We start from the raw sequence: 22,457 nt of genomic DNA on the forward strand, positions 1-22,457 counted from the left end.
CTTTGATCCTGATCTATAAAATCGCCGTCAGGTCGATCTCGGTAATGTGCCAGCGGCCGAGATTTGCGGTGTAGAGCTTGTCGCCCTTGAAGGCGATGTTGGTGGGATGGGCGAGCGTCGTTGCCGCCGGATCCTCGATCAGCACCTCGAGCCCGCTATCCTTTCGCCAACGATAGATCCGGCTCGGCTCGTAGCATGAGATGAACAGCGAACCGTCCGGCGCGAAGGCCACACCATCGGGAACGTTGTTCACGCCCTCCACGACGAGCTGGCGAGGCCCTGCCGTGCCGTCGGCAAGGATTGGCACATAGCTGACGCAGGCTGCATGGCTTTCCACGACGTAAAGTCCGTTCCCACCCGGCGCCATCGCCATGCCGTTGGCGAAGGCCATGGCCTCGCGGCACCACAGGCCGCCTTTGCCACTCTTCAAATCATAGCGGAAGATGCCGGAGCGGTTGTCTTCGCCTACGCTGTCCGACACGTAGAGCCAGCCGCGCGCCTCGTCGATAACGGGATAGTTCGGCACGCGGATGCCGGCCGAAGCGAAGCGCTGCATACCAGCCGTCGCGGCATCCCAGCGAAAGACCGCCGCATGTCTGAGATCGCAAGCGAAGCAGTTGCCTGCGCTGTCGAAGGCGATGCCGAGCAGAAAGCCCTCCGTGCCGCCCATGCGTTCGACCGAGCCGCCATCGGCGGCCAGGCGCAGCAGGTCGCCGGTTTCGGTGCCGCACCAGATGGAGCCGTCGCGATGGATGGCCACGCCTTCCGGATGCGCAACGCGCGGGCTGGTGAAGATGCCGTCGAAGAAGACCCTCGCGGCCGATAGTTCGAGCAACGGCTTTGCCATGCGCCGCCCCCTCTTCAGCCTGCCGCGGCATGCGACCGCTGCGCGGCGATGCAGAGCTCGACCATCAGCCGGTCGGCAGCAAGGATTTCGGCGATAAGCGCGCCGCGCTCCTTGGCGCTGACGAATTCGAGGCGGCGCAGACCAAGCGGGTCGATCCGGTTTCGCAGGACATCGAGCGTCTCGTTCGCGGGCAGCGGAACTTCGCGGCAATCGGCATCGAATGTCAGGGCAAAACCGGTGGCATCCTGGATCTGCTGGCGCGTCACGCCCGGCATGGTCTCGACGACGACCAATTCCCTGTTCTCCCGGTCGAGCCGGAAGACGCAAAGGTCGGTGAACACCAGTGCAGCACCGGTCCGGTAACCCATCGGCTTGCGTTCGGCCTCTGTCAGCAGTCCGCGCGCCGAACTGGCGATCTCGACCCTGTCGACCAGCGACTGCACGGAATGGCGCGGGACGTAGAGCAGATAATCGCGATGCATGTTGGCGACATCGGCCATGCCGCCTTGCCCGGGCAGCCGGATGAGGCTGCCGTCGCGCTTGCGCAGCGCAATGGTGTTGACGCGGCCGCGTCGGTCGACCTGCGCGGCACCGACGATCTCATGCGTCACCGCGCCGGCCTGGTAATAGGTCGAATAGGTGTCGTCGCCGCCGACATGCGCCACCGCCGTCTCGCAGTCGAGGCTTTCGATCAGCGACAGGATCATCGGGCTTGGCGCTATGTCGAGATGGCCGCAACTCATCGTCGCGATGATCATGTCCGGCGCGTGCGTCGCCTTTGCCAGCCGGTAGGCGACGTTGGCCAGCGGCGACACCGCGCCGGCGCTGGCAAAGCTCTCATTGTTGAGCTCGGCGGCGATGCGGGCAGCGATGATCTCGTCGATGGACGCCTTTTTTTCGCTGTGCACGAGGCCAGGCATTGCGAGGGCCGTTTCAGCGCGGACTTTCGTGGCGTCTCGGACTAGTTCCGGCACGCCTTCGGAAGGCAGACGCAGATTGTCCGCCAAGGACGCTTCTCTGACGGCAAAGGCGTTCGCCAAAGCCTGATAATCGGTGACGTAGAAAGGCAGGCAGGAGGCGGGATAGGCGCCGCCTGGCGCCAGCGCGATCGCCGACACCTGATTGCGGGTCAAAATGCTCTGCCGGCCGTCGTGCCGCAGCGCACCGACCGGGACGATTTCCTCGACCGTGACCAGCACCTGGCGCGCCGCGCCGGCCATGGCGAAGTCCAGCGCCCGCGGCCCGATGATCTCGACATTGCCGCTTTCGTCGGCGCGCTGGGCATGGACGACGAACGTATCGAGCCGCAAGGCCAGGATTATGCCGGTCGTGATTCCCTCGACCGGATCGGGCACGGCGACAGCGCCCGGCACGCGCGCCAGCATGTCCGAACCCTGCGGAAGCTGAAACGGCATCGACGGCAGGTTCTGCTGCGCCGCCCGCAACGCCTGGATCATGGCGAGCGCCGTCCAGTCGCGGACCGGCACGGCATTCATCTCGGCAGCCGCGCGGAAGCGGGGCGGCAAGCCAAAAATATCGAGGCTGGAAAAGCAGATATCGATCTCCGCCACGGCATCCGCTTCGAGAAGCAGTTCGAGCGGCAGGCCGCCGGCCCAGCAGACATAGCGCAGGCCCTTGACGCCCGAGCGGGCGATGGCGCGCAACAGGGCGATCGGCAGCCGGGCAAAATGATGCCCGCCGACACCGAAGGCGTCGCCGCCGCCGACCATCGCGGTCAAGCCTTCGACATCGGTGAAGCGCGGCCGGTTCGGCTTGACCAGGGATATCATGGCGCGGCCTTGGCCCGCGCCGCGCTCTTCTCAGCGAACTCCTTGACGCGGCGCTGGCCGATCTCGCTGCGGTAAAGGCTACCCAGGACGTCGCGCTCCATGGCAAGGCCGTCGACCAGCTCGCCCGACACAGCATGCGCGGTCAGCGCCTTCAGTGCCTCGATCGCGGCGGCCGGTTCGGCGGCGATCATGCCGGCGAGTTCCAGCGCACGCGGCATCAGCCTTTCGGCATCGACGATCTCATTGACCAGCCCGGCGCCGACGAACTCGGAAGCCGGCACGATGGCGCCGGTCATCAGCAGGAGGTTGGCGCGGTTGCGGCCGAGTTTTTGGACGCTGCGCTGGGTGCCGCCACCGCCGGGGACCAGCCCGAGCTTGATCTCGGGCAGGCCGAGCTTCGCGAACTGGTTGGCGATGACAATGTCGCAGCACAGCACCAGCTCCATGCCGCCGCCGAGCGCAAAACCATTGACCGCGGCGATGACCGGTTTGCGGTTCTGCTCGATGGCCGCATACATGCGTGTGCCCGCCGCCTGGAAGGCGTCGAACTCGACAGCTGTCTTGCCCGCGTATTCCTTGATGTCGGCGCCGGCCATGAAGCCGCGCCCCTCGCCGGTCACCACGATCGCGCCGACACCGTCATCCCTTGACAGCGCCTCGAAAACATCGGTGATCTCGCTTTGCATCAGTCGGTTCATGGCGTTGAGCTGATCGGCGCGCCGGAAGGTGACGACCGCGACGCGGCCGGACATTTCCAGAGTGAGTGTCCGGTAAACGCTCATCGTCAGGCAGCGTCCACGGTCATGTCGCCGGAAGCTTCCAGTGCGGCGATCTCGTCCCTGGAGAGGCCGAACTCGGCCAGTATCTCGCGGCCATGCTGGCCGACCAGCGGCGCCGGCCGCTCGATGGTTGCCGGCGTCTCGCTCATCTTGACCGCCGGCGCGACCACCCTGACCTTGCCGCCGCGCGGATGATCGTAGCTGGTGATCATGCCCATGTGCTTGACCTGTGGATCCTCGGCCGCGCGCCGAATGTCCTTCACCTCGGCGCACCAGATATCGGCTGCCAGCAGCCGCGCCAGCAGATCTTGCGTCGCAAACTTCCTGGTCTCGGCATTGACCTTGTCGAACACCTCGTCGCGTTTGTCGAACAGGGTCTTCAGATCATCGTAGACGGCGAGCTGCGGCGCTTCCAGCACCTCGTACAGTGTCTTGAACGGGCTCATGGCGATCGACACGTAGCCGCCGTCGCTCGCTTCGTAGATGCCGAACGGCGCCTGCATGCCGGGATGGCCGATGCCGGAATTCGGGCGCACGAAATCCTCGCCGAGATTGAGCACGGCGACATATTCCTGGTTGAGATGCGCCAGCATGCCGGCGAGCAGATTGACCTCGATCTTCTGGCCCTTGCCGGTCTTCTCGCGATAGTAGAGCGCCGACAATATGCCGTAGACCATGTTCATCGCACCGATCTGGTCGGCGAGGCCGGCGCCGGCCGGAACAGGCGCCTGGTCGCCGCGGCCGGTGTTGGAGATCAGCCCGGACAGCCCCTGGATCAGCATGTCCTGGCCGGGACGCTCGACATAGGGGCCTTCCTCGCCATAGCCGGAACCCGAGCAATAGATGATGCCGGGATTGATCGCCTTGAAGTCTTCGTAGCCATAGCCAAGCCTGGCGAGCACGCCGGGGCGGAAATTCTGCACCACCACATCGGCCTTCTTCGCCATGTCCATGATGATCGCATGCACCTTGCGGCTCTTCAGATTGAGCGCGATGGAACGCTTGTTGCGGTTCCAGGCGAGGAAATTCGGGCTTTCGGAGCCGCCGACCCATTTGGCGAAGAAGGTCATGCCGCGGAACATGTCGCCGGCACCGGCACGCTCGATCTTGATCACGTCGGCGCCCATGTCGCCAAGCAGCTGCGTAGCGAACGGCCCTTGCAGCAGGTGGCTGAAATCGAGAATGCGGATGCCGTCAAGGGCCTTGTTCATTTTTGTCTCGTTTGTTGTCAACGCAGATCGGGGGTCAAAGCAGGTCGGGTACGTAGCGGGGTGCTGCGGTGAGGCCGCCGTCGACGCGCAGGTCGGTACCGGTGGTGAAGCCGGCGGCATCGGAGGCCAGATAGACGGCGGCTTCGGCCACTTCGGACGGTTTGCCGATGCGGCCGAGCGGATGCATTTTCACCCAGGCCTTGGCGAGATTGCCGCCGATCTCCCTGACCAGCTTGTCGTTCATCGGCGTGTTGATGGTGCCGGGCGAGATCGAGTTGACGCGGATGTTGAGCGGGCCGAACTCGACCGCCATCTGGCGCGTCATCGCCATTACCGCGCCCTTGGCACCGGCATAGGCGGTCCAGCCGTCGAGCCCGATATGCCCTTGCGCCGAGGCCATGTTGATGATCGACCCGGATTTCTGCGCGATCATGTGCGGCAGCGCATATTTGCAGCCGCGGAAGACGCTGGTCAGGTTGACCGCGATCAGCCGGTGCCATTGCTCGTCGGTCATCTCATGGACCGGCATGCCGCCGATGGCGATGGCGGCATTGTTGACGAGAACGTCGAGATGGCCGGTCTTGCCGACGGCGCCGTCCACCAAGGCGGCGATGTCGGCCTCCTCCGCCACGTCGCAATGGACGTAGTCGGCGCGGTGGCCGGCGGCTCGCAACTCGGCCGCGAATCTTTGACCCTTCTCGTCGGCGATGTCGCTGAGGAAGACGTGCGCGCCCTCGCGCGCCATCGCCTCGCTGATCGCATGGCCGATGCCGTCGGCGGCGCCGGTGATGATTGCGGTTTTCCCTTTGAGACGATCCATGTCAGCCTCCAATGATGCGCCGGCGCTTCGCTTCGTCGAAAGCGACGGCGGCTATGATGATCATGCCGGTGATGACCAATTGCCACTCGGTCGGCAGGCCGAGCCCGCGCAGCCCGTTGGACAGGAACTGCAGGATCAGCACGCCGAGCGCCATGCCGGTCAGGCTGCCGATGCCGCCGGCAAGGCTCACCCCGCCGAGCACGGTGGCGGCAACGACCTGGAATTCGAAATTCAGTCCGGCCGTGTGTTGGGCCGAACCGACGCGGGCGGCCAGGATGATGCCGGCAACCGTCGCCAGCAGCGCGCTGATGATGAAGCAGATGAACTTGACGCGGCGCACGTCGTAGCCCGCCAGCCTTGCCACTTCGGGATTGCCGCCGACGGCATAGATCTGCCGTCCGAACGGCCGATGCTGCATCATGTAGGCGAAGACGGCGAGCAGGACGATGGCGATGACAGCCGAATAGGGAACGACGTTGAACAGGCGGCCGTCCGACAGCGCGATGAAGCTGTCGAGCGCGGCATCGTCTGGGATGGCGCGCTGGCCGGTGTAGAGATAGACGCCGCCGCGCATAATGAACATCGTGCCCAGGGTCACGATCAGCGAGTTGATGCCGGCATAGGATGTCAGATAGCCATTCACCACACCGATGATCAGCCCGAACAGCAGCGCGCCGCCGATGCCGAGCGCAAGCGAGTTCGTGTCGTTCATAATGATGATCAGCGGCAGGGCGATGGTCGCCAGCAGCGACCCGATCGAAATATCGACCTCGCCGGACATGAAAACGATGGCGCAGCCGATGCCGGCGGTGAGCGCAAGCGACGCCTGACCGAGCACATTGGTGATGTTGCGCACCGAGAAGAAGTTCTCCGCCGTCAGGGAAAAGAAGGCGATCACCAGGATGAGGCAAAGGAGCAGCGCCAGTTCCTGCCGCGCGAAGAGCCGCGCCAGCATGGACGGCCCGGCTTTGATGGACTCGGTGCTTGCAAGGCTCATCGCTTGCTCCCTTCGAAGGCCTGGGCCGAATGACAGGGAATGCTGCCGCAAAGTGTCATCGCCTTATCCGATCGCTGCATTGAGGATTTTCTCCTGCGTGGCGTCGTCGCGGGACATGATCGCGGTGAGGCGACCTTCGCACATCACTGCGATGCGGTCGGCAAGCCCCAGCAGTTCAGGCATTTCAGACGTCATCATGACGACCGCCAGGCCTTCGCCGGCGAGCCGGTCAATGAGCGCGAAAATCTCCGATTTGGCGCCGACGTCGATGCCGCGGGTCGGCTCGTCGACGACGATCACCTTCAGGCCTCGCATCAGCCAGCGCGAGATCAGCACCTTCTGCTGATTGCCGCCGGACAGGTTCTTGACCTGCTGGAACAGGCTGGGCGTCCGGATGCGGAAACGGTCGACATAGTCCTGCACCGCCTTGCGTTCCCTGGCCTTGTCGACAATGCCCATTTTGGCGAAAGCGCCGAGCGAGGCGAGGCTGGCATTCTGATAGACCGGCAACTCACCCATCAGCCCTTCGCTCTTGCGGTCCTCGGTGAGCAGGCCGATGCCGAGACGGACGCCGGTGTGCGTGTCGTGCGGCATCAGCCGGCTGCCATCGACGGCAATCGTGCCGGAAGTGATCGGGTCGTAGCCGACAACCGCCTTGGCGAGTTCGGTCCGGCCGGCCCCCATCAGGCCGAAGAAGCCGAGGACCTCGCCGGCATGCGCCTCGAACGACACATCCTTCAGCTTCTTCGCGGTGCTGAGCCCTTCAACGGAAAGCGCGACCTTGCTGCCCGGCGCGCCGCGCTTGCGGGGAAACAGGTTTTCGATGCGTCGGCCAATCATGTCCTGGATCAGCGTGTCGTTGGTGTGTTGGCCGATCGGCCTGGTCGAGACGTGGCGGCCGTCGCGCAGCACGGTCACGGTGTCGGCGATCTCGAAGACCTCGTCGAGCTTGTGGCTGACATAGAGCACGGCGATGCCGAGCGCGGCCAGCCGGCGAATGACGGTGAACAGCAGCGAGACCTCGTTCGGCGTCAGCGAGGAGGTCGGCTCGTCCATCACCACGACGCGGGCTTCATGGGCGAGCGCGCGGGCGATCTCGACCATCTGCTGCTGGCTGACCGGCAGCGATCCTGTGCGCGCCGCCGGATCGACGTTGAAGCCAATGCGCTTGAACAAGGCGGCAGCGTCGGCACGAATCTTCCTCCAGTCGATCGAGCCGCTTTTGCCGGTCGGATAGCCCTCGAGGAAGATGTTCTCGGCGACGCTGAATTCGGAGATCAGCGCGATCTCTTGGAATACCACCTTGATGCCCTCTTTCAGGCTGTCGCGCGGCGACTTGATGTCGGCCTCGCGGCCGCGCAGGCGGATGCTGCCGGTATCCTTGCCGTAGACCCCGGCCATGATCTTGATCAGTGTCGACTTGCCGGCGCCGTTCTCGCCCATCAGAGCGTGGATCTTGCCGGGTTCCAGGGTCAGGTCGACATTGTCCAGCGCCACCACGCCGGGAAAGCGCTTGCCGATGCCATGCATTTCGAGCGCCGGCACGCTTTTGTCGACGGCCGCGGCTTCGCCGGAGTGAAGGAAATCAACCGACATTGGCTCTGTTCCGGACGATGTCGAGATAGGTCGCGAGGATGATGACGATGCCCGGCACCACCATCTGCAGGTCCTGGTTCCAGCCGAGGATAATGATGCCGTTGTCGATGACCTTCAGCACCAGCACGCCAAGCAACGTGCCGAGCAGCGAGCCGCGGCCGCCAAGCAGGCTGGTGCCGCCGAGGATGACGGCGGCAATCACCGTCAGCTCGAAGCCGCGGCCGGCGGTCGGCTGGCCGGCATTCATCAGCGACGACAGGATCATGCCGGCGATGCCGACGCAAAGGCCGGTGGCGACGAAGGCGAACAGTTTCAGGCGTTCGGAGCGCACGCCGGAGAGGCGAACCGCGCGCTCATTGGCGCCGACCGCGTAGAGATAGCGGCCGAGCGTGGTGAAGCGCAGCGTTGCCGCGGCCAGCGCGAAAATCACCGCGGCAATGACCACGGGCAGCGGGATCGCGCCGATATAACCGGCGCCGAGATCGGTGAAGCTTGCAAGCCGGTGGTGGTTCTGCACCGCCTCGCGGGTGAACAGATAGACGCCGCCCTGCAGCATCATCATCGTGCCGATGGTGGCGATCAGCGAGTTCACCTTGAGCCTGGTGACAACCAGCCCGTTGAACAGGCCGACCGCGCCGGAAAAGGCTAGCGCCGCCAGCAGGCCGAGCGTCAGGCTGTGCGTTGAATTGAGGACGGCCATGCCGATGCAGCCGACAAAGGCGAGCGATGCACCGACCGACAGATCGACTTCAGCAGTGATGATCAGCATCGTCATGCCCGAGGCGACGATCAGTACCAGCGCGCATTGGCGCAGGATGGCGATGATGTTGGCCTCGGAATAGAATTGCGGCGCCGCTATCGAGATGGCGATGCAGAGCACGGCCAGGATCACGCCGAGCACCAGGTGGCTGCTGCCCAGCAGCTGGCCGCCGATGAAACGCCTTGGCGCGGAGGATTGCGTAAGCTCGCTCATTTCCATTCCATTTCCGGGCCGTATCGGTGCCGTCGCCATTTGGAACCTGCCGGCCTAAAACCGGACGGTTGACCTGTTTTGTCGTCGGCATCCGATCCGGTGCCTTCCCGCCGCGCGGGAAGGGCTATCCGGGATCCTTACTTCTTCAGGTCAGCGGAGGTTTTCATGCATTTTTCCGGCGGCTGAAGCGCATTGACGGCGTCCCATTTGATCGTGCGTGTGGTGCCATCGTAGTCGTAGAATTTCTTCCACTCGTCGCCGTTCATCGGCGCGGTCGGGCTGACGATGTGCTCCGGCACCTCTTCGCCGTTGAAGAGCTTAACTGCTGCATCGATGGCGGTGTAGCCTTCCTTTTCCGGGAACATCGCGGCCTCGATGCGATAGGACGGCTCGTTCTGCATCGCATTGATGAAGGCAAGGCCTTCGCCGCCAGTGCCGACCGTCAACAGGCCGTCCTGCGACTTGCCGGCCGCTTTCCAGGCCTGAAGTCCGCCGAGCGACGAGGAATCGTTGATGCCATAGATGATGTTGATGTCGGCGTTCTTGGCAAGTGCTGCCGAAGAGACTTCGAGCGCGCGGTCCGGATTGCCGCCGCCGTCGAGGTCGTGGACCATGACCGCGTCAGGCACGATGGTCTTCAGGCCGTCCATAAAACCCTGCGAACGCAGGACCGTGGCGGACAGGAGCGGAAGGCCGACATTCATCACCTTGGCTTTGCCGTCGAGCTTTTCCTTGGCGAATTTACCGGCTTCGACGCCAGCGGTGTAGCCGGTATCATAGTCGCAGATCGCGACCATTGTCGTCATTCCCTTGACCGGATTGCCTTCGAGCACGACCGGAACGTTGTTGGATTTCGCCTGGCGCAGCAGCGGCACGACGCCTTCCTCGTTGACAGGTGTAATGATCAGAACGTCGACGCCCTTGGCCATGAAGTCTTCGGCGGCGGAAACCTCCTTGGCAACGTCGAGGTTGGCGTCCTGTACCTCGAGCTCGATACCGAGTTCCTTGGCGCGGGCCTGCATGCCCTTGATGACGTTCTGATACCACTCATGGGTGGCGTAATTGGTGACGTAGCCGATGCGCTTCGGCATGTTTTCAGCCTGTGCGGCAGCGGCGCTCAGAGCCAGCGCGGCCGCCGAGGCAAACAGCATTGATTTGGACCAGTTCATGTTTCTTCTCCCTGTATTTCTTGTCAGTTGCTGAACGGATAGTCCCCCCGTTCCGGGTCGGCACGTGAAGAATTGGCAGCTTCGCCCGCGCCCAGCGCCGCCGATATCTTTTCGGCCGCCGCCTGGGTCCGCTCGAAAACGGTTTTGCGATCGAAGCGCGCGGCCTTTTGCGGCAGAAACGGGACGGTAAGCGCCGCAATGACCGCGCCGGTATGGTCGCGCACCGGCATCGAGATGTTGGTGCAGGCCTCGACTGCCAGCGAGGCACGCATTTCATGGCCGAGCCTTGCGACTTCGTTCAGTCGCGCTTCGATTTCCGTCCGGCTGCCTTGCCCTTCGCCGGCAGCGACGATCCGCTCGACGATGCGGTCGCGCTCGGCGCGGCTCGAATGGGCGAGCAGCACCGCGCCGGAGCTCGTTTCGAGGATCGGGAAATGCGAGCCGAGGGCAACCGAATAGCGCATCGGCAAAGGCGAATCGATCTGCAGCACGACTAGTGCGCTCTCGCCTTCGCGAACGACCAGATGGCAGCTCTGATCGGCATTGGCGGCGAGGCCGCGCATCACCGGCAGCGCGCATTCGACCAGGCGGTTTACCGGCGGATGCATATGTGCCAGCTCGAACAGCTTCAGCGACAGGCGGAAGCGGTCCGATTGGGTCCGGAAAATGTAACCGCGCTTCTCCAGCAGCAGCAGGATGCGATAGATCTCGTGAATGGAGCGCCCCATTCCGGTGGCGATCTCGGTCTGGGTCAGCGGCTCGCCGCTCGCAGCCATGAATTCCAGGACGTCGAGCGCCTTCTCCACCGCGGGCACGCGATAGCCGTTGCGGCCGCTTTCGCCTTCGTCGGCGATCTGGGCAATACCGGCGGCCATTACGCGACGCTCCTTTGCGGCTGGCCCTGCTTGGTCTCGCGATAGAGCCGGCCCAGCCGATCCGCGAGCTCCGCCGCCGGCAATTCGCCGGCGATCGCCGCAGCGGCATGGGGGGCGCATTGGCGGAAGAAGCTGATGAAGCCCGGATGGGTCGGGCGCAGATAGGACGCCTCGATGGTCGCCAGCGTCGAAGCGAAGAAGTCGCCCGAAAGAGCGTTGACCTCGGCATCCTGCCACGCCGCCAGCGATCCCGGCTGCCCGCCGGATTTCACATAGTCGCTGCGCTGGTAGCCGGGCGAGCACAGAAAAAGCGCGTAGTCGACAGCGGCTTGCTTGTGTTTCGATTGGGCGCTGACGCCGATGCCGGCGCCGCCCAGCAAGGCGCCGGCGGATCGCGGCGTGGGCACGTCGGCGAAGCGCAGATACGGCCTGTCGGCCTTGGAAGCATAGTTCACATAGCCGAAGGCGAACGGCACATAGACCACATCGTCATGCGCGATCATGTGATCGTAGCAGCGGATCGGGTTCCATTTCGGCGAATTCGGATGCGACAGCTCGGCAAGCTGGCGCAACTGCGCGGCAGCCTGCTCGACCTTCTCCCTTGCAATGAACTCCTCACCGTTTTCCTGCGGATGGCCGAGCGTCAGGAGCAGGCACATGGCGTCCGTCGGCACGAACGGCAGGCCAAGCCACTTGCCGTCCTTGCGCGCGCGCCGGCCAAGCTCCAGCACCTCTTCATGAGTAGTGGGCACTGCTGCGTAGCGCTCCAGGAGATCTGGGCGATATGAAGCGATCTGGCAGGCGGCATCGATCGGCAGTGCCCATTGGCGCCCGTCCCTTGTGTAGGATCGCCAGGATGCGCCGACCGAATCCTGTTCGAAGCCGCGGCGCTGCTCACCCGGCAAATCGAACGGCACCATCAGCTCACCTTCAGCAATATCGCCAATGAACGGGTGGTCGAACACGACAAGGTCATAGGCGCCGAGCACCGGACCAAGTGCGCCCTCGCCGAACTCGTAGAGGCCGCGGCGGTCCCATTCGATCTCAAGACCGGGATTGGCGGCGCAATACGGCCCGATGCTGGCGTCGAGCGGACCCCAGCAGCGTCGGTGATCCCACGCGAGACCGCGCAGTCTTGTCATGCCCGAAATTCCTCCCTGAACCGTCCATGCGCCGGGTCAGCCGATTAGTAGCAATTATTTTCACCTAGACAAGTAATTTTTACATACGCAAAGCCGGCCTCGGCTTCCGTTTGGCACGGAAGCCACCAACGGCCCGTGGTGCGCATCACGTTGCCGCCGGCCTGCAACCAAAGGCTGCAATGGATCTGCCTTTTTTGGAACTTTCGCGACGAACATTCGTTCGGTTGGCGCAGCCATTCAGAGCAGCGTCACCGGAATCAGCGCCGCGTCGCAGGGAGCGGACTAAATGGACCAACTGTGGGCGCGGCCATGAACCGGTTTACCGCCTTGGCATTCGCCACGTTTCTGGCGATAACTTCAATCTGGGTCCTGTCGCTGGTTTCTTAGGATTTGGCTCTGGTTTCTTAGGATTTGGAGGGGTTCTCGACAGGTTGACCGCTTAACAACGACGTCCAAGGCGTGTCGTTCTGCCAGCCGGAGCCGCGTGCGTGAAGAAACTGTCGCCAGGAGCACGTCGGCGCGCACATTCGGGGTTGGCACCCATGCTGCCTGCAACGCATTCCAATCGGTTTTCAGGAAACGGCGAGATCTCATGTTACCGAGGGCGATCGTTCGAAATTGTGCCGCCATCCGTCTTTGTTGCATCGGCGCGACGATATTTCTTGCCGGGCTGCTTGCCGGCTGCCAGGGCGGCGTGCTGGACCCGCAAGGGCCAGTCGGCGCGGCGCAGCGGACGATCCTGCTCAATTCGGTTGCCATCATGCTGGCCATCGTCATCCCGACCATCGTGGCGACGCTCGGTTTTGCCTGGTGGTTCCGGGAAACCAATACAAGAGCGCGGTTTCTGCCGGACTGGGCCTATTCCGGACGGATCGAACTGGTGGTCTGGTCGATCCCCATCCTCGTCATCCTGTTTCTGAGCGGCATCATCTGGATCGGGTCGCATGACCTCGATCCAATGAAGCCGCTGGATTCCCAGCAAAAGCCGCTTGAGGTGCAGGTCGTCTCGCTCGACTGGAAATGGCTGTTCATCTACCCGGAGCAGAATGTCGCGAGCATCAACCAGCTCGTGGTGCCGGCGGGCAGGCCGGTGCATTTCTCGCTTACCTCGGCAAGCGTCATGAACGCGTTCTTCGTGCCTCAGCTTGGCGGCATGATCTACACGATGAACGGGATGACGACGCAGCTTCACCTGCAGGCGGATCAGCAGGGCAAATTTTATGGGCGGTCGGCCCATTTCAGCGGCGACGGTTTTCCAGGCATGCAATTCGTGCTGCATGCAGTCGCAGCGGATGCCTTCGACGCGTTCGTCAATTCGGCGCGAAGCCAGGGACAGGCACTCGACAAGACCAGCTACCAGGAACTGGCCAGACAGAGCATGGACGTGCCGTCTTCGACCTATGGCTCGGTGGAGCCAGACCTTTTCCATGAAATCGCAACGCAGGGCGTTCCGCCCGCGCCCGGCCCCCAGGCCGGACGCCCCGAGCCGAGCGCATCGCCCAAGGCAGGAGGCTGACAATGCTCGGAAAATTGAGCTGGGACGTCATTCCGTTCGATCAGCCTCTGCCAATGATCGCCTCGGCGATCGTCGCCCTGGCAATCCTCGGCGTGCTGGCCTGGGTCTTTCTGGCCGGCCATTTCCCCTATCTGTGGCGCGAATGGATCACTAGCGTCGATCACAAGCGGATTGGCGTAATGTACACGCTGCTGGCGCTGCTGATGCTGCTGCGCGGCTTCAGCGACGCCGTCATGATGCGGTCCCAGCAGGCTCTCGCCTTCCAGGCGCCCGGCTATCTGCCGCCCGATCACTTCAACCAGGTCTTTTCCGCCCACGGCACCATCATGATCTTTTTCGGGGCGATGCCGTTTGTCATCGGCCTGATGAACCTGGTCGTACCGCTGCAGCTCGGCGTCCGCGACGTTGCCTTTCCGACGCTCAACTCGGTGAGTTTCTGGCTCACCGCCACCGGCGCGCTGCTGGTCAACATCTCGCTTGTCATAGGCGAGTTCGCGCGTACCGGATGGCTGCCCTATCCGCCGCTCAGCGAGACCGCCTACTCGCCGGGCGTCGGCGTCGATTATTATCTGTGGGCGGTGCAGATATCCGGCGTCGGAACGCTGCTCACCGGCATCAATTTCGTCACTACGATCCTGAAGATGCGGACGCCCGGCATGAACTACCTGCGCATGTCGATGTTCTGCTGGACTTCACTCGCCGCCAGCCTGCTCATCGTCGCCGCCTTCCCGATCCTCACCGCCACGCTCGCGATGCTGACGCTCGACCGCTATTTCGGCTTTCATTTCTTCACCAACGAAGCCGGCGGCAACATGCTGATGTTCGTGAACCTGATCTGGGCCTGGGGCCATCCCGAGGTCTACATCCTCGTCTTGCCGGCGTTCGGCATCTTCTCGGAAGTTATCTCCACCTTCTCCAGCAAGCCGCTGTTCGGCTACCGGTCGATGGTGGCCGCGACGCTCTTCATCTGCATCGTTTCCTTCATGGTGTGGCTGCACCACTTCTTCACCATGGGCGCCGGCGCCGACGTCAACGCCGCGTTCGGCATCGCCACCAGCATCATCGCTGTCGGTACCGGCGTGAAGATCTACAACTGGATGTTCACCATGTATGGCGGCCGCATCCGCTTTGCGACGCCAATGCTGTGGTCGCTAGGCTTTATGGTGACGTTCGTCATCGGCGGCATGACGGGCGTTTTGCTGGCCGTGCCGCCGGCCGATTTCCTGCTTCACAACAGCCTGTTCCTGGTGGCGCATTTCCACAACGTCATCATCGGCGGTGTGCTGTTCGGCGCCTTCGCGGGATATACCTATTGGTTTCCCAAGGCATTCGGGTTCCGGCTGCACGAGGGTTGGGGCAAACTGGCCTTCTGGCTGACGCTGATCGGGTTCTACGCCACCTTCGTGCCGCTCTACACTGTTGGCCTGCTCGGCATGACCCGCCGCATGCAGCATTTCGACGTGCCGGCCTGGTATCCCTGGGTGCTGGTTGCCGGCGCCGGCATGATCATCACCACCGCCGGCGTGATCGCGCAAATCATACAGCTCGTCGTCAGCGTCCGGCAGCGTGAGGCGCTTCGCGATGTCACCGGAGACCCCTGGGACGGCCGCTCGCTGGAATGGGCCACGCCCTCGCCGCCGCCGGTCTTCAACTTCGCCGCGCTTCCGCATGTCGAGGGTGAAGAGCCCTACTGGAACATCAAGCAGCGGGCGCGCGAGCAGAACCGCCTGCGCGACGAGCCGGACTACGAGCCGATCGAGATGCCGCGCAACAGCCCCACCGGATTCGTCTGCGCCTTCTTTGCCACCGTGATGGGCTTCGCCCTCATCTGGCACATCTGGTGGATGGTGGCGCTCGGCGCGCTCGGTGCTTTCGCCACCTTCGTCGTATTCGCGTGGCGCGACATACCCGAATACGTCATTCCGGCCGCCGAAGTCGCTCAAATCGACCGCGCCAACCGAGGCGCCCGCCGCGAGGCGCTGGCCACGTATACGGGGCCAAGGCCATGACCGCGATCGACGTTCGAGACCGCGATCCCTACCGACTCGGCCATCGCGTGCACGGTCCTGCATCCGGCCATGGCGAGGGCGGCCCGGCGCCGATCAGGATCGTCGTGGGCTACGGCTTCTGGATCTTCCTTTTGAGCGACATCGTGATGTTCTCGGCCTTCTTCGCGGCCTATGCCGTGCTGGCGGGCAAGACGGCGGGCGGGCCGAGCGGAGCCGAGCTGTTCAACCTGCGCAACGTCGCGATCGAGACGGCGGCCCTGCTGTTGTCGAGCTTTACCTGCGGTCTCGCCAGCCTCGCCGTGGCAGCGCGGCGAAGCTCCTGGTTCTACGTCGCGATGGCCGTCACCTTCGCGCTCGGCGCCGCCTTCATCCTGCTCGAGCTGCGCGAATTCGCGAATATGGTTGCCCGCGATGCCGGACCGACGCGCAGCGCCTTCCTGTCGGCGTTCTTCACGCTGGTGGGATGCCACGGCCTTCACGTCACGGCGGGGCTGCTGTGGCTGCTCACGATGATGGCGCAGATCTTCGCCAAGGGATTTCGCGACGACATCCTTCGGCGTTTCATGTGCTTCAGCCTGTTCTGGCACGCCCTCGACATCATCTGGGTCGCCCTGTTCACCGTGGTCTATCTCCTGGGAGCAAGCCGATGAGCAATGCTGGGGATCGCCATGCGCAACAGCGCGACACCGATAGTCTGGAACGCTACGACATCGATACGGCGCCGGGCGACGAATATCTCGGCGATGCCGATGTCGCATCCGGCTTGCGCAGCTATGTGATCGGTCTCGGGCTGGCAACGCTGCTGACCATCGCCTCGTTCTGGTTTCTGGGAACGAACCTGATTTGGGCACCCGGCATTCCGGTGGCACTGATCGTGCTGGCGATCGCCCAGATGGGCGTGCATCTCGTCTTCTTCCTGCATATCACGACGGGACCGGACAACACGAACAATGCCCTGGCGCTTGCCTTCGGCGTGCTGATCGTGATCCTGGTGATCGGCGGCTCGATCTGGATCATGGCCAATCTCGACCACAATTTGATGCCGGTGCATGAGACGATGACCATGGGTCGTTAGCGATCATATCGCGACAGCGCAACCCCGGGCCTCGCCCGACGTTGCCCGCGCCCGTGCTTTGGGCGCATCGTAGGATGGCGAGCCGCTATCAGCCGGCATCCTCAAACCCGTTCGAATGTGCCGACGAGCTCGGCCTCTCCCACGACGTGCGGCTCGGCCTCTTTCAGCACGTCGTCGACGGCAGCCTTCTCGCCGAGACGCAGCGTCTCGACGTCGACCGCAAGAAGCCGGAAATGGTAGTGGTGGAGCCCATGCCCAGGCGGCGGCTGGGGACCGTCATAGTGAGGATTGCCGAAATCGTTGACACCGAGCCTCTCGGTCTTGGCGCCGGCGGTCGTTCCTTCGGGAAGAAAATTGCGCTGTGCGTCGATGTCGTAGACCGCCCAATGACGGAACGTGCCCGAAGGGGCATCGGGGTCCTCGACGGCCAAGACGAAGCTTTTGGTTCCTTGCGGCGCGTCCGTCCACTCCAATGGCGGCGAGACGTTGCCGCCGTCGCGGGAATAGCGCGGCGGTATTTTTTTGCCTTCTGCAAAGGCAGCGCTTTTGAGCGTGAAAGCCATGGTTTCCATCTCCCTGTCTGAGGTTTCCGCATAACAACCACGAGCCGCCGATGTTCCGGTCGCCGCGCCTCGGTCAAGCTGGATAGCTCGCCGTTGCCCGGAACATTCGCCGAGGAAGCGGGTTTTTCGGTTCGGACGCATCGCCGCGGAATAACGGCAATGGGGCTCGGCAATGGACGAAGAGCGCGACATGACCGGGCTAAGCGGTATGCAATCAAGCGGGGCAAAAGGTGTTGTGGTCGCATTCTCCGTACCGGGCGGCGAGACCATCTATGCCCACGAGCGGGAAACCGTCGCTGCCGTCGCGCGCACGATTGCGGCGTCGAAGGGCTTTGCCTTCCGCGAGGGCCTGAGTGACGGCGGCGGTGACAGCGGCGGGCTGTATTTCGTGCCGGACGACAGCCTGCTTGCTGCCGATGCGGTCCGGCTCGGCATCAACGGGCCCGACGACCTCTTCGGCGGTGTGGTGCCTTGGCGCCTCGCAACCACCAAGGCCATAACCCACGAGTTGGTGGACGGGTCGGTGGCACGGCCAAAAGAATGGCCAGTCGGCTTCGGCAGAGCCGTCGGCGCGGCCGTGCTGCCCGGCTACACCGCATTTTCACGCTATGATGCGCTGCGCGCAGCGGAACGTCTGCTGGAGTTCGGGCTGGTCCGGTACAAGCCACCGCGCGCTTCGCGGGGCCGGGACCAGCATATCGCCGCGACGGTCGCCGACATCGAAAGGCTGCTGGAGCGATATCCATCCTCCGACCTAAGGGAATACGGCCTTGTTCTCGAAACGGAGCTTCGCGACATCGTCACGCTGAGCATTGGCAGAACGGCGATCGACGGAACATTGGTCAGCTATTACGGCGTGCAGCGGACGACGACCGACAATGCCGGACAGCCCGTTTACGGCGGATCCGATCTGGTCGTCGTGCGCGGCGGATGGGAGGCGCTCGACGGGCTGCAGCTTTCTCCGGCGCGAAGTTTGGCTGTGGCGCAGGCGAGGACTTACGACGCGGCGATGGATGGCTATCCCGGATTCTTCGCCTCGCGGCGCAATTACGACATCGGCCAAGGTGTCGATTCCTCGGGCGTCTGGCGATCGGGCGTTCTGGAAGCCAGCTGGCGGATCGGCGGCAGCAGCACCGCCGAGCTTGCGGCAATGGACGCTATGAAGCGTGACCCCGACGTGCAGATTGTGCATGTCTCCGCTGTCAAGCAGTTCGGCAACACTGCGCGGCAGCCGCTGAACGCAGAAGTCCATTTCCACGGAGAGGATCCCGAGGAGGGCCAGGTCACGCGCTATACTATCGTCACCCAGGCTATCCGAGGGCCCGTCGGGGACGCCGGCCGATCGTCTTTTAGCTATGTCAGGTCGAAGTGAAACACGTCCCCGGCAGGGAACATCCGTGAGTGGCCCGAGTTTGTTTCGGGCAGCCAGCGAAGTCAGAAAACGGAGGAAAAAATGATCGAGATCATTTCCGCTCCCCGAAACGTAGCCGCCTTTCGTGTCGCGGGTACCGTGACGGCGGACGACTACGACAAAGTCATCCCGGCAATCGAAGCGAAACTGAGCGATCACAAGGACATCGGCGTCCTGACTGATCTCACTGATTTCGAGGACATGACGGCTGGCGCTTTGCGTCGCGACCTGCAGTATGGGCTGACCAAACTTGGCGAGCTCCACCGCTTCAAACGTGCTGCAGTGATCTCCGACAAGCAGTGGATCAAGGCAGCCACGGAAATGACGGACGCGCTGTTTCCGCAAGTCGAGGCGCGGGTGTTCCCGGAGAACGAAAAAGCCCAGGCCCTGGTATGGGTGGCGGGCGTACAATAGCGGCATTGGGGAGTGGCCATGCCCTACGACAAGCGACAGGATTCGGAAGGCCTCTGGGAGGTCTATGACAGCGAGAGCGACGAAGCCGTCGTGGTCGACGGATTGCCGCTTTCCGGGCTCGACGAAAGCGAAGCCGATGAAGCGATTGAAAAGCTCAATGAGGGCGAGCTGACGTCGGACAACATCCCCGAGACGGTTCGGTCAGGGTGGCCTCCTACCAAAGACGGTTTGTGATGACAGCCCTGACGGACGTGCCCGAGGACCCGTCGCGGATCTACGACGAGGCCTTGACCCCGAGCTTGCGGGCTTTGTCCTCAAAGTCGTCGCGAATATCCTCGATTGTCGGCAGGTGCAGGCGCCGCAGCTGGGAGTGCAACTTTTTGGCGGCATCGGAGCTCAGGTCGCGCTTGAAATTGGTCGCGACCTCCTCGGCTGAGCCGTAATGGCGATAGCGCTCGATCTCGGTCTTCGTGGCCTGCTGGACGTGCTCGAGAGTCTTGCGTTCGGCATCGGATTTTCCGTCTGGTTTGGCCCGCATGACCGGATTGAACGCTTTGCTGATAACGAAGTCGACCAGTTCCTGGTGGGCGTGAGCCATGATTGTTCTCCCTCGAAGAAGGCCTGTCCGAGCCTAACCGCGGCGGCAATTGAAGGTTCCGTGGCTTCGGATTTCGTTACCGCTACAGGTCAAGGCGGTTCCTCGAAGATCACAGCCGCGCCTTGGTGGTGCGCGGCGTTGCCAAGAGCAGGCTTGTTTCGCTGCCGGTAATTCCGGGAATCAGTCGGATACGTCTCAGCACCGCATCAAACTCGCTCAGGGTCTGGGTTCCGAGTTCTATCACCAGATCCCAGCGACCATTGGTGGTGTGGATCGTCGAGACCTCGGAGAAGCCGCCCAGCGCCCGGATGACGCGATCGGCGGCGTGGCCTTCGATCTCGATCATCATGATGCCACGCACGCGCTGATCGACCGCGTCGGCGCGCAAAATAACGGTGTAGCCGACGATGACGCCGTCTCTTTCAAGTCGCTCCATTCGAGACCTCACCGTCGCCCGGGAGACACCCAGGCTGATGGCAAGGTCCGAAATGCTGCGTCTGGCGTCGTGCCGCAAAGATGTGATGATCTGCTCGTCGAGCTGGTCCATGATTACTCATAACGGAAGTAGATGATGCCACTATGGTAAGGCACTTCGACAAATTTGCCAATTTGACATGTTCATTCTGCCAGCGATGCGGGCTTCAATAAAGGCATCGTAATTTGGTGGGGTATGAGAATGCATTGCACGATCGTGGGCGCACCGATCCAGGCCGGCTCGGGCAGGATGGGCTGCGAGATGGGGCCAAGCGCGCTGCGCACGGCCGGCCTGGCCGGCGCACTGACCGACCTCGGCCATACGCTGACCGACCTCGGGACGATCGTTCCTGCTGACATGCGCCCTGTCGTACATGGCAATGCGGCGGTGAAGGCGCTGCCGGAAATCGCCGCCTGGACGGCAGCGATCAGCGAAACCGCCTATGCCGCGAGCGCCGACGCAATGCCGATCTTTCTTGGCGGCGACCACAGCATTTCGGCCGGCACGCTCGCCGGCATTGCCCGCCGGGCGGCGAATGCCGGCCGGCCGCTCTTCGTGCTGTGGCTCGACGCCCACCCCGATTTTCATACGCTCGACACGACGACCAGCGGCAATCTGCATGGTGTGCCCCTGGCCTATGCCAGCGGGCAGCCCGGCTTCGAGGGCTATTTCCCCCGCCTCGCAGCGCAGGTCGACCCGGCTCGCATCTGCACGCTGGGGATCCGCAGCGTGGACCTGGCGGAACGGGAAGCGTTGCGCAGAGCCGGCGTGACGGTCCACGACATGCGTTCCATCGACGAGCACGGCATCGCGCAACTGCTTCGCGCCTTTCTCGAACGGGTGAGCGCCGCCAACGGCATGCTCCACGTCAGCCTCGACGTCGATTTTCTCGACCCGTCGATCGCCCCGGCGGTGGGCACCACCGTTCCCGGCGGCGCCACCTTCCGCGAGGCGCATCTGGCGATGGAAATGCTGCATGACAGCGGCCTCGTCACCAGTCTCGACCTGGTCGAGCTCAATCCTTTTCTCGACGAGCGCGGCCGCACCGCCACGCTTTTGGTCGACCTGACCGCAAGCCTGATGGGCCGGCGGATCATGGATCGCCCGACAAGGGGGTTCTGAGGCATGACCGTGAATTTGAACATCGTTCCTTTCGTCAGCGTCGACCGCATGATGAAACTGGTGCTTGCCATCGGCGTCGAGCGCTTTCTGGTCGAGCTTGCCGCCTATATCGAAGAGGATTTCAGGCGCTGGGAGCTGTTCGACAAGACGCCGCGTGTCGCTTCGCACAGCATTGACGGCGTCATCGAGCTGATGCCGACCAGCGACGGACAGCTTTACGGCTTCAAATACGTCAACGGGCATCCGAAGAACACGCGTGACGGCCGACAGACCGTGACCGCTTTCGGCGTGCTTGCCGATGTCGGCAACGGCTATCCGATGCTGCTTTCGGAAATGACCATCCTGACCGCGCTCAGGACGGCGGCGAGCTCGGCCGTCGCGGCGAAATATCTCGCTCCCGAGGCCGCCAGGTGCATGGCGATCATCGGCAATGGCGCGCAATCGGAGTTTCAGGCGATCGCGTTCAAGGCGCTGCTTGGCGTCGACAGGCTGCGCCTCTACGATATCGACCCGGCGGCCTCGACGAAATGCATGAAGAACCTTGCCGGCCTGGGTTTCGACATCAAGCTCTGCGCGTCGGCGCAGGAGGCCGTTGAAGGTGCAGAGATCATCACCACGGTTACCGCCGACAAACGATCGGCAACAATCCTGACCGACAACATGGTGGGATCCGGCGTGCACATCAATGCGGTAGGCGGCGATTGCCCGGGCAAGACCGAGCTGCATCGCGACATTCTGCTCCGCTCGGATATTTTCGTCGAATATGCGCCGCAGACGCGCATCGAAGGCGAGAGCCAGCAGCTCGATGCCGATCATCCGCTCACCGAATTGTGGCAGGTGATGACAGGAAAGGCAGCAGGGCGCACAAGCACCAGCCAGATTACGCTGTTCGATTCCGTCGGCTTTGCAATCGAGGATTTTTCCGCATTGCGCTACGTCCGCGATCAGCTTCAGCGAACCGGCCTTTATGATGAACTAGACCTTCTGGCCGATCCTGATGAACCGCGTGACCTGTTCGGCATGCTGCTGCGCGCCAAAAAAGCCGCCGAACTTGCGGTCGCCGGCAGCTGAGCAG

General features: G+C 63.2%; 23 protein-coding genes. 9 read left to right on the forward strand and 14 right to left on the reverse strand.

The features are described 5' to 3' along the window. Positions 1-13: 13 nt before the first annotated feature. The 11 genes from NKI85_RS16440 to NKI85_RS16490 form a co-directional block, all read right to left on the reverse strand. Positions 14-847 (reverse strand): SMP-30/gluconolactonase/LRE family protein, encoded by an 834-nt coding sequence (locus NKI85_RS16440; protein ID WP_352525780.1) that lies wholly within the window; start codon positions 845-847, stop codon positions 14-16. 14 nt (positions 848-861) lie between these two features. Beyond that, on the reverse strand, positions 862-2,637 hold the full coding sequence (locus NKI85_RS16445) for a CoA-transferase (protein ID WP_352776976.1): 1,776 nt from the start codon (positions 2,635-2,637) through the stop codon (positions 862-864). After that, positions 2,634-3,419: an enoyl-CoA hydratase/isomerase family protein gene (locus NKI85_RS16450; RefSeq protein WP_352525776.1), complete on the reverse strand. Its 786-nt coding sequence runs from the start codon at positions 3,417-3,419 to the stop codon at positions 2,634-2,636. The genes NKI85_RS16445 and NKI85_RS16450 overlap by 4 nt, the downstream gene beginning before the upstream one ends. A gap of 2 nt (positions 3,420-3,421) precedes the next feature. Continuing rightward, the gene (locus NKI85_RS16455; RefSeq protein WP_352525775.1) at positions 3,422-4,627 is read right to left on the reverse strand and encodes a CaiB/BaiF CoA transferase family protein; all 1,206 of its coding nucleotides are present in this window, start codon (positions 4,625-4,627) and stop codon (positions 3,422-3,424) included. A gap of 34 nt (positions 4,628-4,661) precedes the next feature. After that, complete coding sequence (locus tag NKI85_RS16460) at positions 4,662-5,447, reverse strand: SDR family NAD(P)-dependent oxidoreductase (protein ID WP_352525773.1); 786 nt, start codon at positions 5,445-5,447, stop codon at positions 4,662-4,664. 1 nt (position 5,448) lies between these two features. Further along, on the reverse strand, positions 5,449-6,444 hold the full coding sequence (locus NKI85_RS16465) for an ABC transporter permease (protein ID WP_352525771.1): 996 nt from the start codon (positions 6,442-6,444) through the stop codon (positions 5,449-5,451). Between the two features lie 63 nt (positions 6,445-6,507). Further along, positions 6,508-8,040, reverse strand: a complete 1,533-nt coding sequence (locus tag NKI85_RS16470; RefSeq protein WP_352525770.1) for a sugar ABC transporter ATP-binding protein — start codon at positions 8,038-8,040, stop codon at positions 6,508-6,510. Beyond that, positions 8,030-9,013, reverse strand: coding sequence for an ABC transporter permease (locus NKI85_RS16475; protein ID WP_352525769.1), 984 nt, complete (start codon positions 9,011-9,013; stop codon positions 8,030-8,032). The genes NKI85_RS16470 and NKI85_RS16475 overlap by 11 nt, the downstream gene beginning before the upstream one ends. A 137-nt stretch (positions 9,014-9,150) precedes the next feature. Further along, positions 9,151-10,182: a sugar ABC transporter substrate-binding protein gene (locus tag NKI85_RS16480; protein ID WP_352525768.1), complete on the reverse strand. Its 1,032-nt coding sequence runs from the start codon at positions 10,180-10,182 to the stop codon at positions 9,151-9,153. 23 nt (positions 10,183-10,205) lie between these two features. Then, complete coding sequence (locus NKI85_RS16485) at positions 10,206-11,057, reverse strand: IclR family transcriptional regulator (RefSeq protein ID WP_352525766.1); 852 nt, start codon at positions 11,055-11,057, stop codon at positions 10,206-10,208. Next, entirely contained in the window at positions 11,057-12,199 is a 1,143-nt protein-coding gene (locus NKI85_RS16490; RefSeq protein ID WP_352525765.1) for an ABC transporter substrate-binding protein, read from the reverse strand. The genes NKI85_RS16485 and NKI85_RS16490 overlap by 1 nt, the downstream gene beginning before the upstream one ends. A gap of 592 nt (positions 12,200-12,791) precedes the next feature. On the opposite strand from NKI85_RS16490, the gene cyoA reads away from it, so the two are divergent. The 4 genes from cyoA to cyoD are packed head-to-tail and all read left to right on the forward strand — an operon-like array spanning position 12,792 to position 16,799. After that, a complete protein-coding gene (gene cyoA / locus NKI85_RS16495; RefSeq protein WP_352525764.1) occupies positions 12,792-13,715 on the forward strand; it encodes a ubiquinol oxidase subunit II in 924 nt (307 codons plus the stop codon). Between the two features lie 2 nt (positions 13,716-13,717). Beyond that, the gene (gene cyoB, locus NKI85_RS16500; protein ID WP_352525762.1) at positions 13,718-15,724 is read left to right on the forward strand and encodes a cytochrome o ubiquinol oxidase subunit I; all 2,007 of its coding nucleotides are present in this window, start codon (positions 13,718-13,720) and stop codon (positions 15,722-15,724) included. Continuing rightward, positions 15,721-16,374 carry a cytochrome o ubiquinol oxidase subunit III gene (gene cyoC, locus NKI85_RS16505; protein ID WP_352525760.1) on the forward strand — a complete coding sequence of 218 codons (654 nt, stop codon included), beginning with the start codon at positions 15,721-15,723 and terminating at the stop codon, positions 16,372-16,374. The genes cyoB and cyoC overlap by 4 nt, the downstream gene beginning before the upstream one ends. Continuing rightward, positions 16,371-16,799 carry a cytochrome o ubiquinol oxidase subunit IV gene (gene cyoD / locus NKI85_RS16510; RefSeq protein ID WP_352525758.1) on the forward strand — a complete coding sequence of 143 codons (429 nt, stop codon included), beginning with the start codon at positions 16,371-16,373 and terminating at the stop codon, positions 16,797-16,799. Before cyoC ends, cyoD begins: the two co-directional genes overlap by 4 nt. A 101-nt stretch (positions 16,800-16,900) precedes the next feature. Here cyoD and NKI85_RS16515 read toward each other — a convergent pair whose 3' ends face one another. Continuing rightward, entirely contained in the window at positions 16,901-17,362 is a 462-nt protein-coding gene (locus tag NKI85_RS16515) for a YbhB/YbcL family Raf kinase inhibitor-like protein (RefSeq protein WP_352525756.1), read from the reverse strand. A gap of 172 nt (positions 17,363-17,534) precedes the next feature. Between NKI85_RS16515 and NKI85_RS16520 the strand changes: the two genes are divergently transcribed. The 3 genes from NKI85_RS16520 (at position 17,535) to NKI85_RS16530 (ending at position 19,421) form a co-directional block, all read left to right on the forward strand. Next, positions 17,535-18,734 (forward strand): DUF3182 family protein, encoded by a 1,200-nt coding sequence (locus tag NKI85_RS16520; RefSeq protein WP_352525755.1) that lies wholly within the window; start codon positions 17,535-17,537, stop codon positions 18,732-18,734. 81 nt (positions 18,735-18,815) lie between these two features. Beyond that, positions 18,816-19,187 (forward strand): SpoIIAA family protein, encoded by a 372-nt coding sequence (locus NKI85_RS16525; RefSeq protein WP_352525754.1) that lies wholly within the window; start codon positions 18,816-18,818, stop codon positions 19,185-19,187. Between the two features lie 18 nt (positions 19,188-19,205). Beyond that, a complete protein-coding gene (locus NKI85_RS16530) occupies positions 19,206-19,421 on the forward strand; it encodes a hypothetical protein (protein ID WP_352525753.1) in 216 nt (71 codons plus the stop codon). A gap of 40 nt (positions 19,422-19,461) precedes the next feature. Here NKI85_RS16530 and NKI85_RS16535 read toward each other — a convergent pair whose 3' ends face one another. After that, complete coding sequence (locus NKI85_RS16535; RefSeq protein ID WP_352525751.1) at positions 19,462-19,785, reverse strand: hypothetical protein; 324 nt, start codon at positions 19,783-19,785, stop codon at positions 19,462-19,464. A 109-nt stretch (positions 19,786-19,894) separates the two neighbouring features. Next, the gene (locus NKI85_RS16540) at positions 19,895-20,332 is read right to left on the reverse strand and encodes an Lrp/AsnC family transcriptional regulator (protein ID WP_352525750.1); all 438 of its coding nucleotides are present in this window, start codon (positions 20,330-20,332) and stop codon (positions 19,895-19,897) included. A gap of 129 nt (positions 20,333-20,461) precedes the next feature. Between NKI85_RS16540 and rocF the strand changes: the two genes are divergently transcribed. Together rocF and ocd are read left to right on the forward strand one after the other, a co-directional pair. Then, positions 20,462-21,382, forward strand: a complete 921-nt coding sequence (rocF, locus tag NKI85_RS16545) for an arginase (protein WP_352525749.1) — start codon at positions 20,462-20,464, stop codon at positions 21,380-21,382. Positions 21,383-21,385: 3 nt separating this feature from the next. After that, entirely contained in the window at positions 21,386-22,453 is a 1,068-nt protein-coding gene (gene ocd / locus NKI85_RS16550; protein WP_352525748.1) for an ornithine cyclodeaminase, read from the forward strand. Positions 22,454-22,457 lie beyond the last annotated feature (4 nt).

This window comes from Mesorhizobium sp. M0571, from assembly GCF_040320985.1.
GTDB lineage: Bacteria > Pseudomonadota > Alphaproteobacteria > Rhizobiales > Rhizobiaceae > Mesorhizobium.

Excerpts from the sequence above, each read along its gene's own strand:
- NKI85_RS16440 (WP_352525780.1), bottom strand. The coding sequence starts at position 847 with ATGGCAAAGCCGTTGCTCGAACTATCGGCCGCGAGGGTCTTCTTCGAC.
- NKI85_RS16445 (WP_352776976.1), bottom strand. The coding sequence starts at position 2,637 with ATGATATCCCTGGTCAAGCCGAACCGGCCGCGCTTCACCGATGTCGAA.
- NKI85_RS16450 (WP_352525776.1), bottom strand. The coding sequence starts at position 3,419 with ATGAGCGTTTACCGGACACTCACTCTGGAAATGTCCGGCCGCGTCGCG.
- NKI85_RS16455 (WP_352525775.1), bottom strand. The coding sequence starts at position 4,627 with ATGAACAAGGCCCTTGACGGCATCCGCATTCTCGATTTCAGCCACCTG.
- NKI85_RS16460 (WP_352525773.1), bottom strand. The coding sequence starts at position 5,447 with ATGGATCGTCTCAAAGGGAAAACCGCAATCATCACCGGCGCCGCCGAC.
- NKI85_RS16465 (WP_352525771.1), bottom strand. The coding sequence starts at position 6,444 with ATGAGCCTTGCAAGCACCGAGTCCATCAAAGCCGGGCCGTCCATGCTG.
- NKI85_RS16470 (WP_352525770.1), bottom strand. The coding sequence starts at position 8,040 with ATGTCGGTTGATTTCCTTCACTCCGGCGAAGCCGCGGCCGTCGACAAA.
- NKI85_RS16475 (WP_352525769.1), bottom strand. The coding sequence starts at position 9,013 with ATGAGCGAGCTTACGCAATCCTCCGCGCCAAGGCGTTTCATCGGCGGC.
- NKI85_RS16480 (WP_352525768.1), bottom strand. The coding sequence starts at position 10,182 with ATGAACTGGTCCAAATCAATGCTGTTTGCCTCGGCGGCCGCGCTGGCT.
- NKI85_RS16485 (WP_352525766.1), bottom strand. The coding sequence starts at position 11,057 with ATGGCCGCCGGTATTGCCCAGATCGCCGACGAAGGCGAAAGCGGCCGC.
- NKI85_RS16490 (WP_352525765.1), bottom strand. The coding sequence starts at position 12,199 with ATGACAAGACTGCGCGGTCTCGCGTGGGATCACCGACGCTGCTGGGGT.
- cyoA (WP_352525764.1), top strand. The coding sequence starts at position 12,792 with ATGTTACCGAGGGCGATCGTTCGAAATTGTGCCGCCATCCGTCTTTGT.
- cyoB (WP_352525762.1), top strand. The coding sequence starts at position 13,718 with ATGCTCGGAAAATTGAGCTGGGACGTCATTCCGTTCGATCAGCCTCTG.
- cyoC (WP_352525760.1), top strand. The coding sequence starts at position 15,721 with ATGACCGCGATCGACGTTCGAGACCGCGATCCCTACCGACTCGGCCAT.
- cyoD (WP_352525758.1), top strand. The coding sequence starts at position 16,371 with ATGAGCAATGCTGGGGATCGCCATGCGCAACAGCGCGACACCGATAGT.
- NKI85_RS16515 (WP_352525756.1), bottom strand. The coding sequence starts at position 17,362 with ATGGCTTTCACGCTCAAAAGCGCTGCCTTTGCAGAAGGCAAAAAAATA.
- NKI85_RS16520 (WP_352525755.1), top strand. The coding sequence starts at position 17,535 with ATGGACGAAGAGCGCGACATGACCGGGCTAAGCGGTATGCAATCAAGC.
- NKI85_RS16525 (WP_352525754.1), top strand. The coding sequence starts at position 18,816 with ATGATCGAGATCATTTCCGCTCCCCGAAACGTAGCCGCCTTTCGTGTC.
- NKI85_RS16530 (WP_352525753.1), top strand. The coding sequence starts at position 19,206 with ATGCCCTACGACAAGCGACAGGATTCGGAAGGCCTCTGGGAGGTCTAT.
- NKI85_RS16535 (WP_352525751.1), bottom strand. The coding sequence starts at position 19,785 with ATGGCTCACGCCCACCAGGAACTGGTCGACTTCGTTATCAGCAAAGCG.
- NKI85_RS16540 (WP_352525750.1), bottom strand. The coding sequence starts at position 20,332 with ATGGACCAGCTCGACGAGCAGATCATCACATCTTTGCGGCACGACGCC.
- rocF (WP_352525749.1), top strand. The coding sequence starts at position 20,462 with ATGCATTGCACGATCGTGGGCGCACCGATCCAGGCCGGCTCGGGCAGG.
- ocd (WP_352525748.1), top strand. The coding sequence starts at position 21,386 with ATGACCGTGAATTTGAACATCGTTCCTTTCGTCAGCGTCGACCGCATG.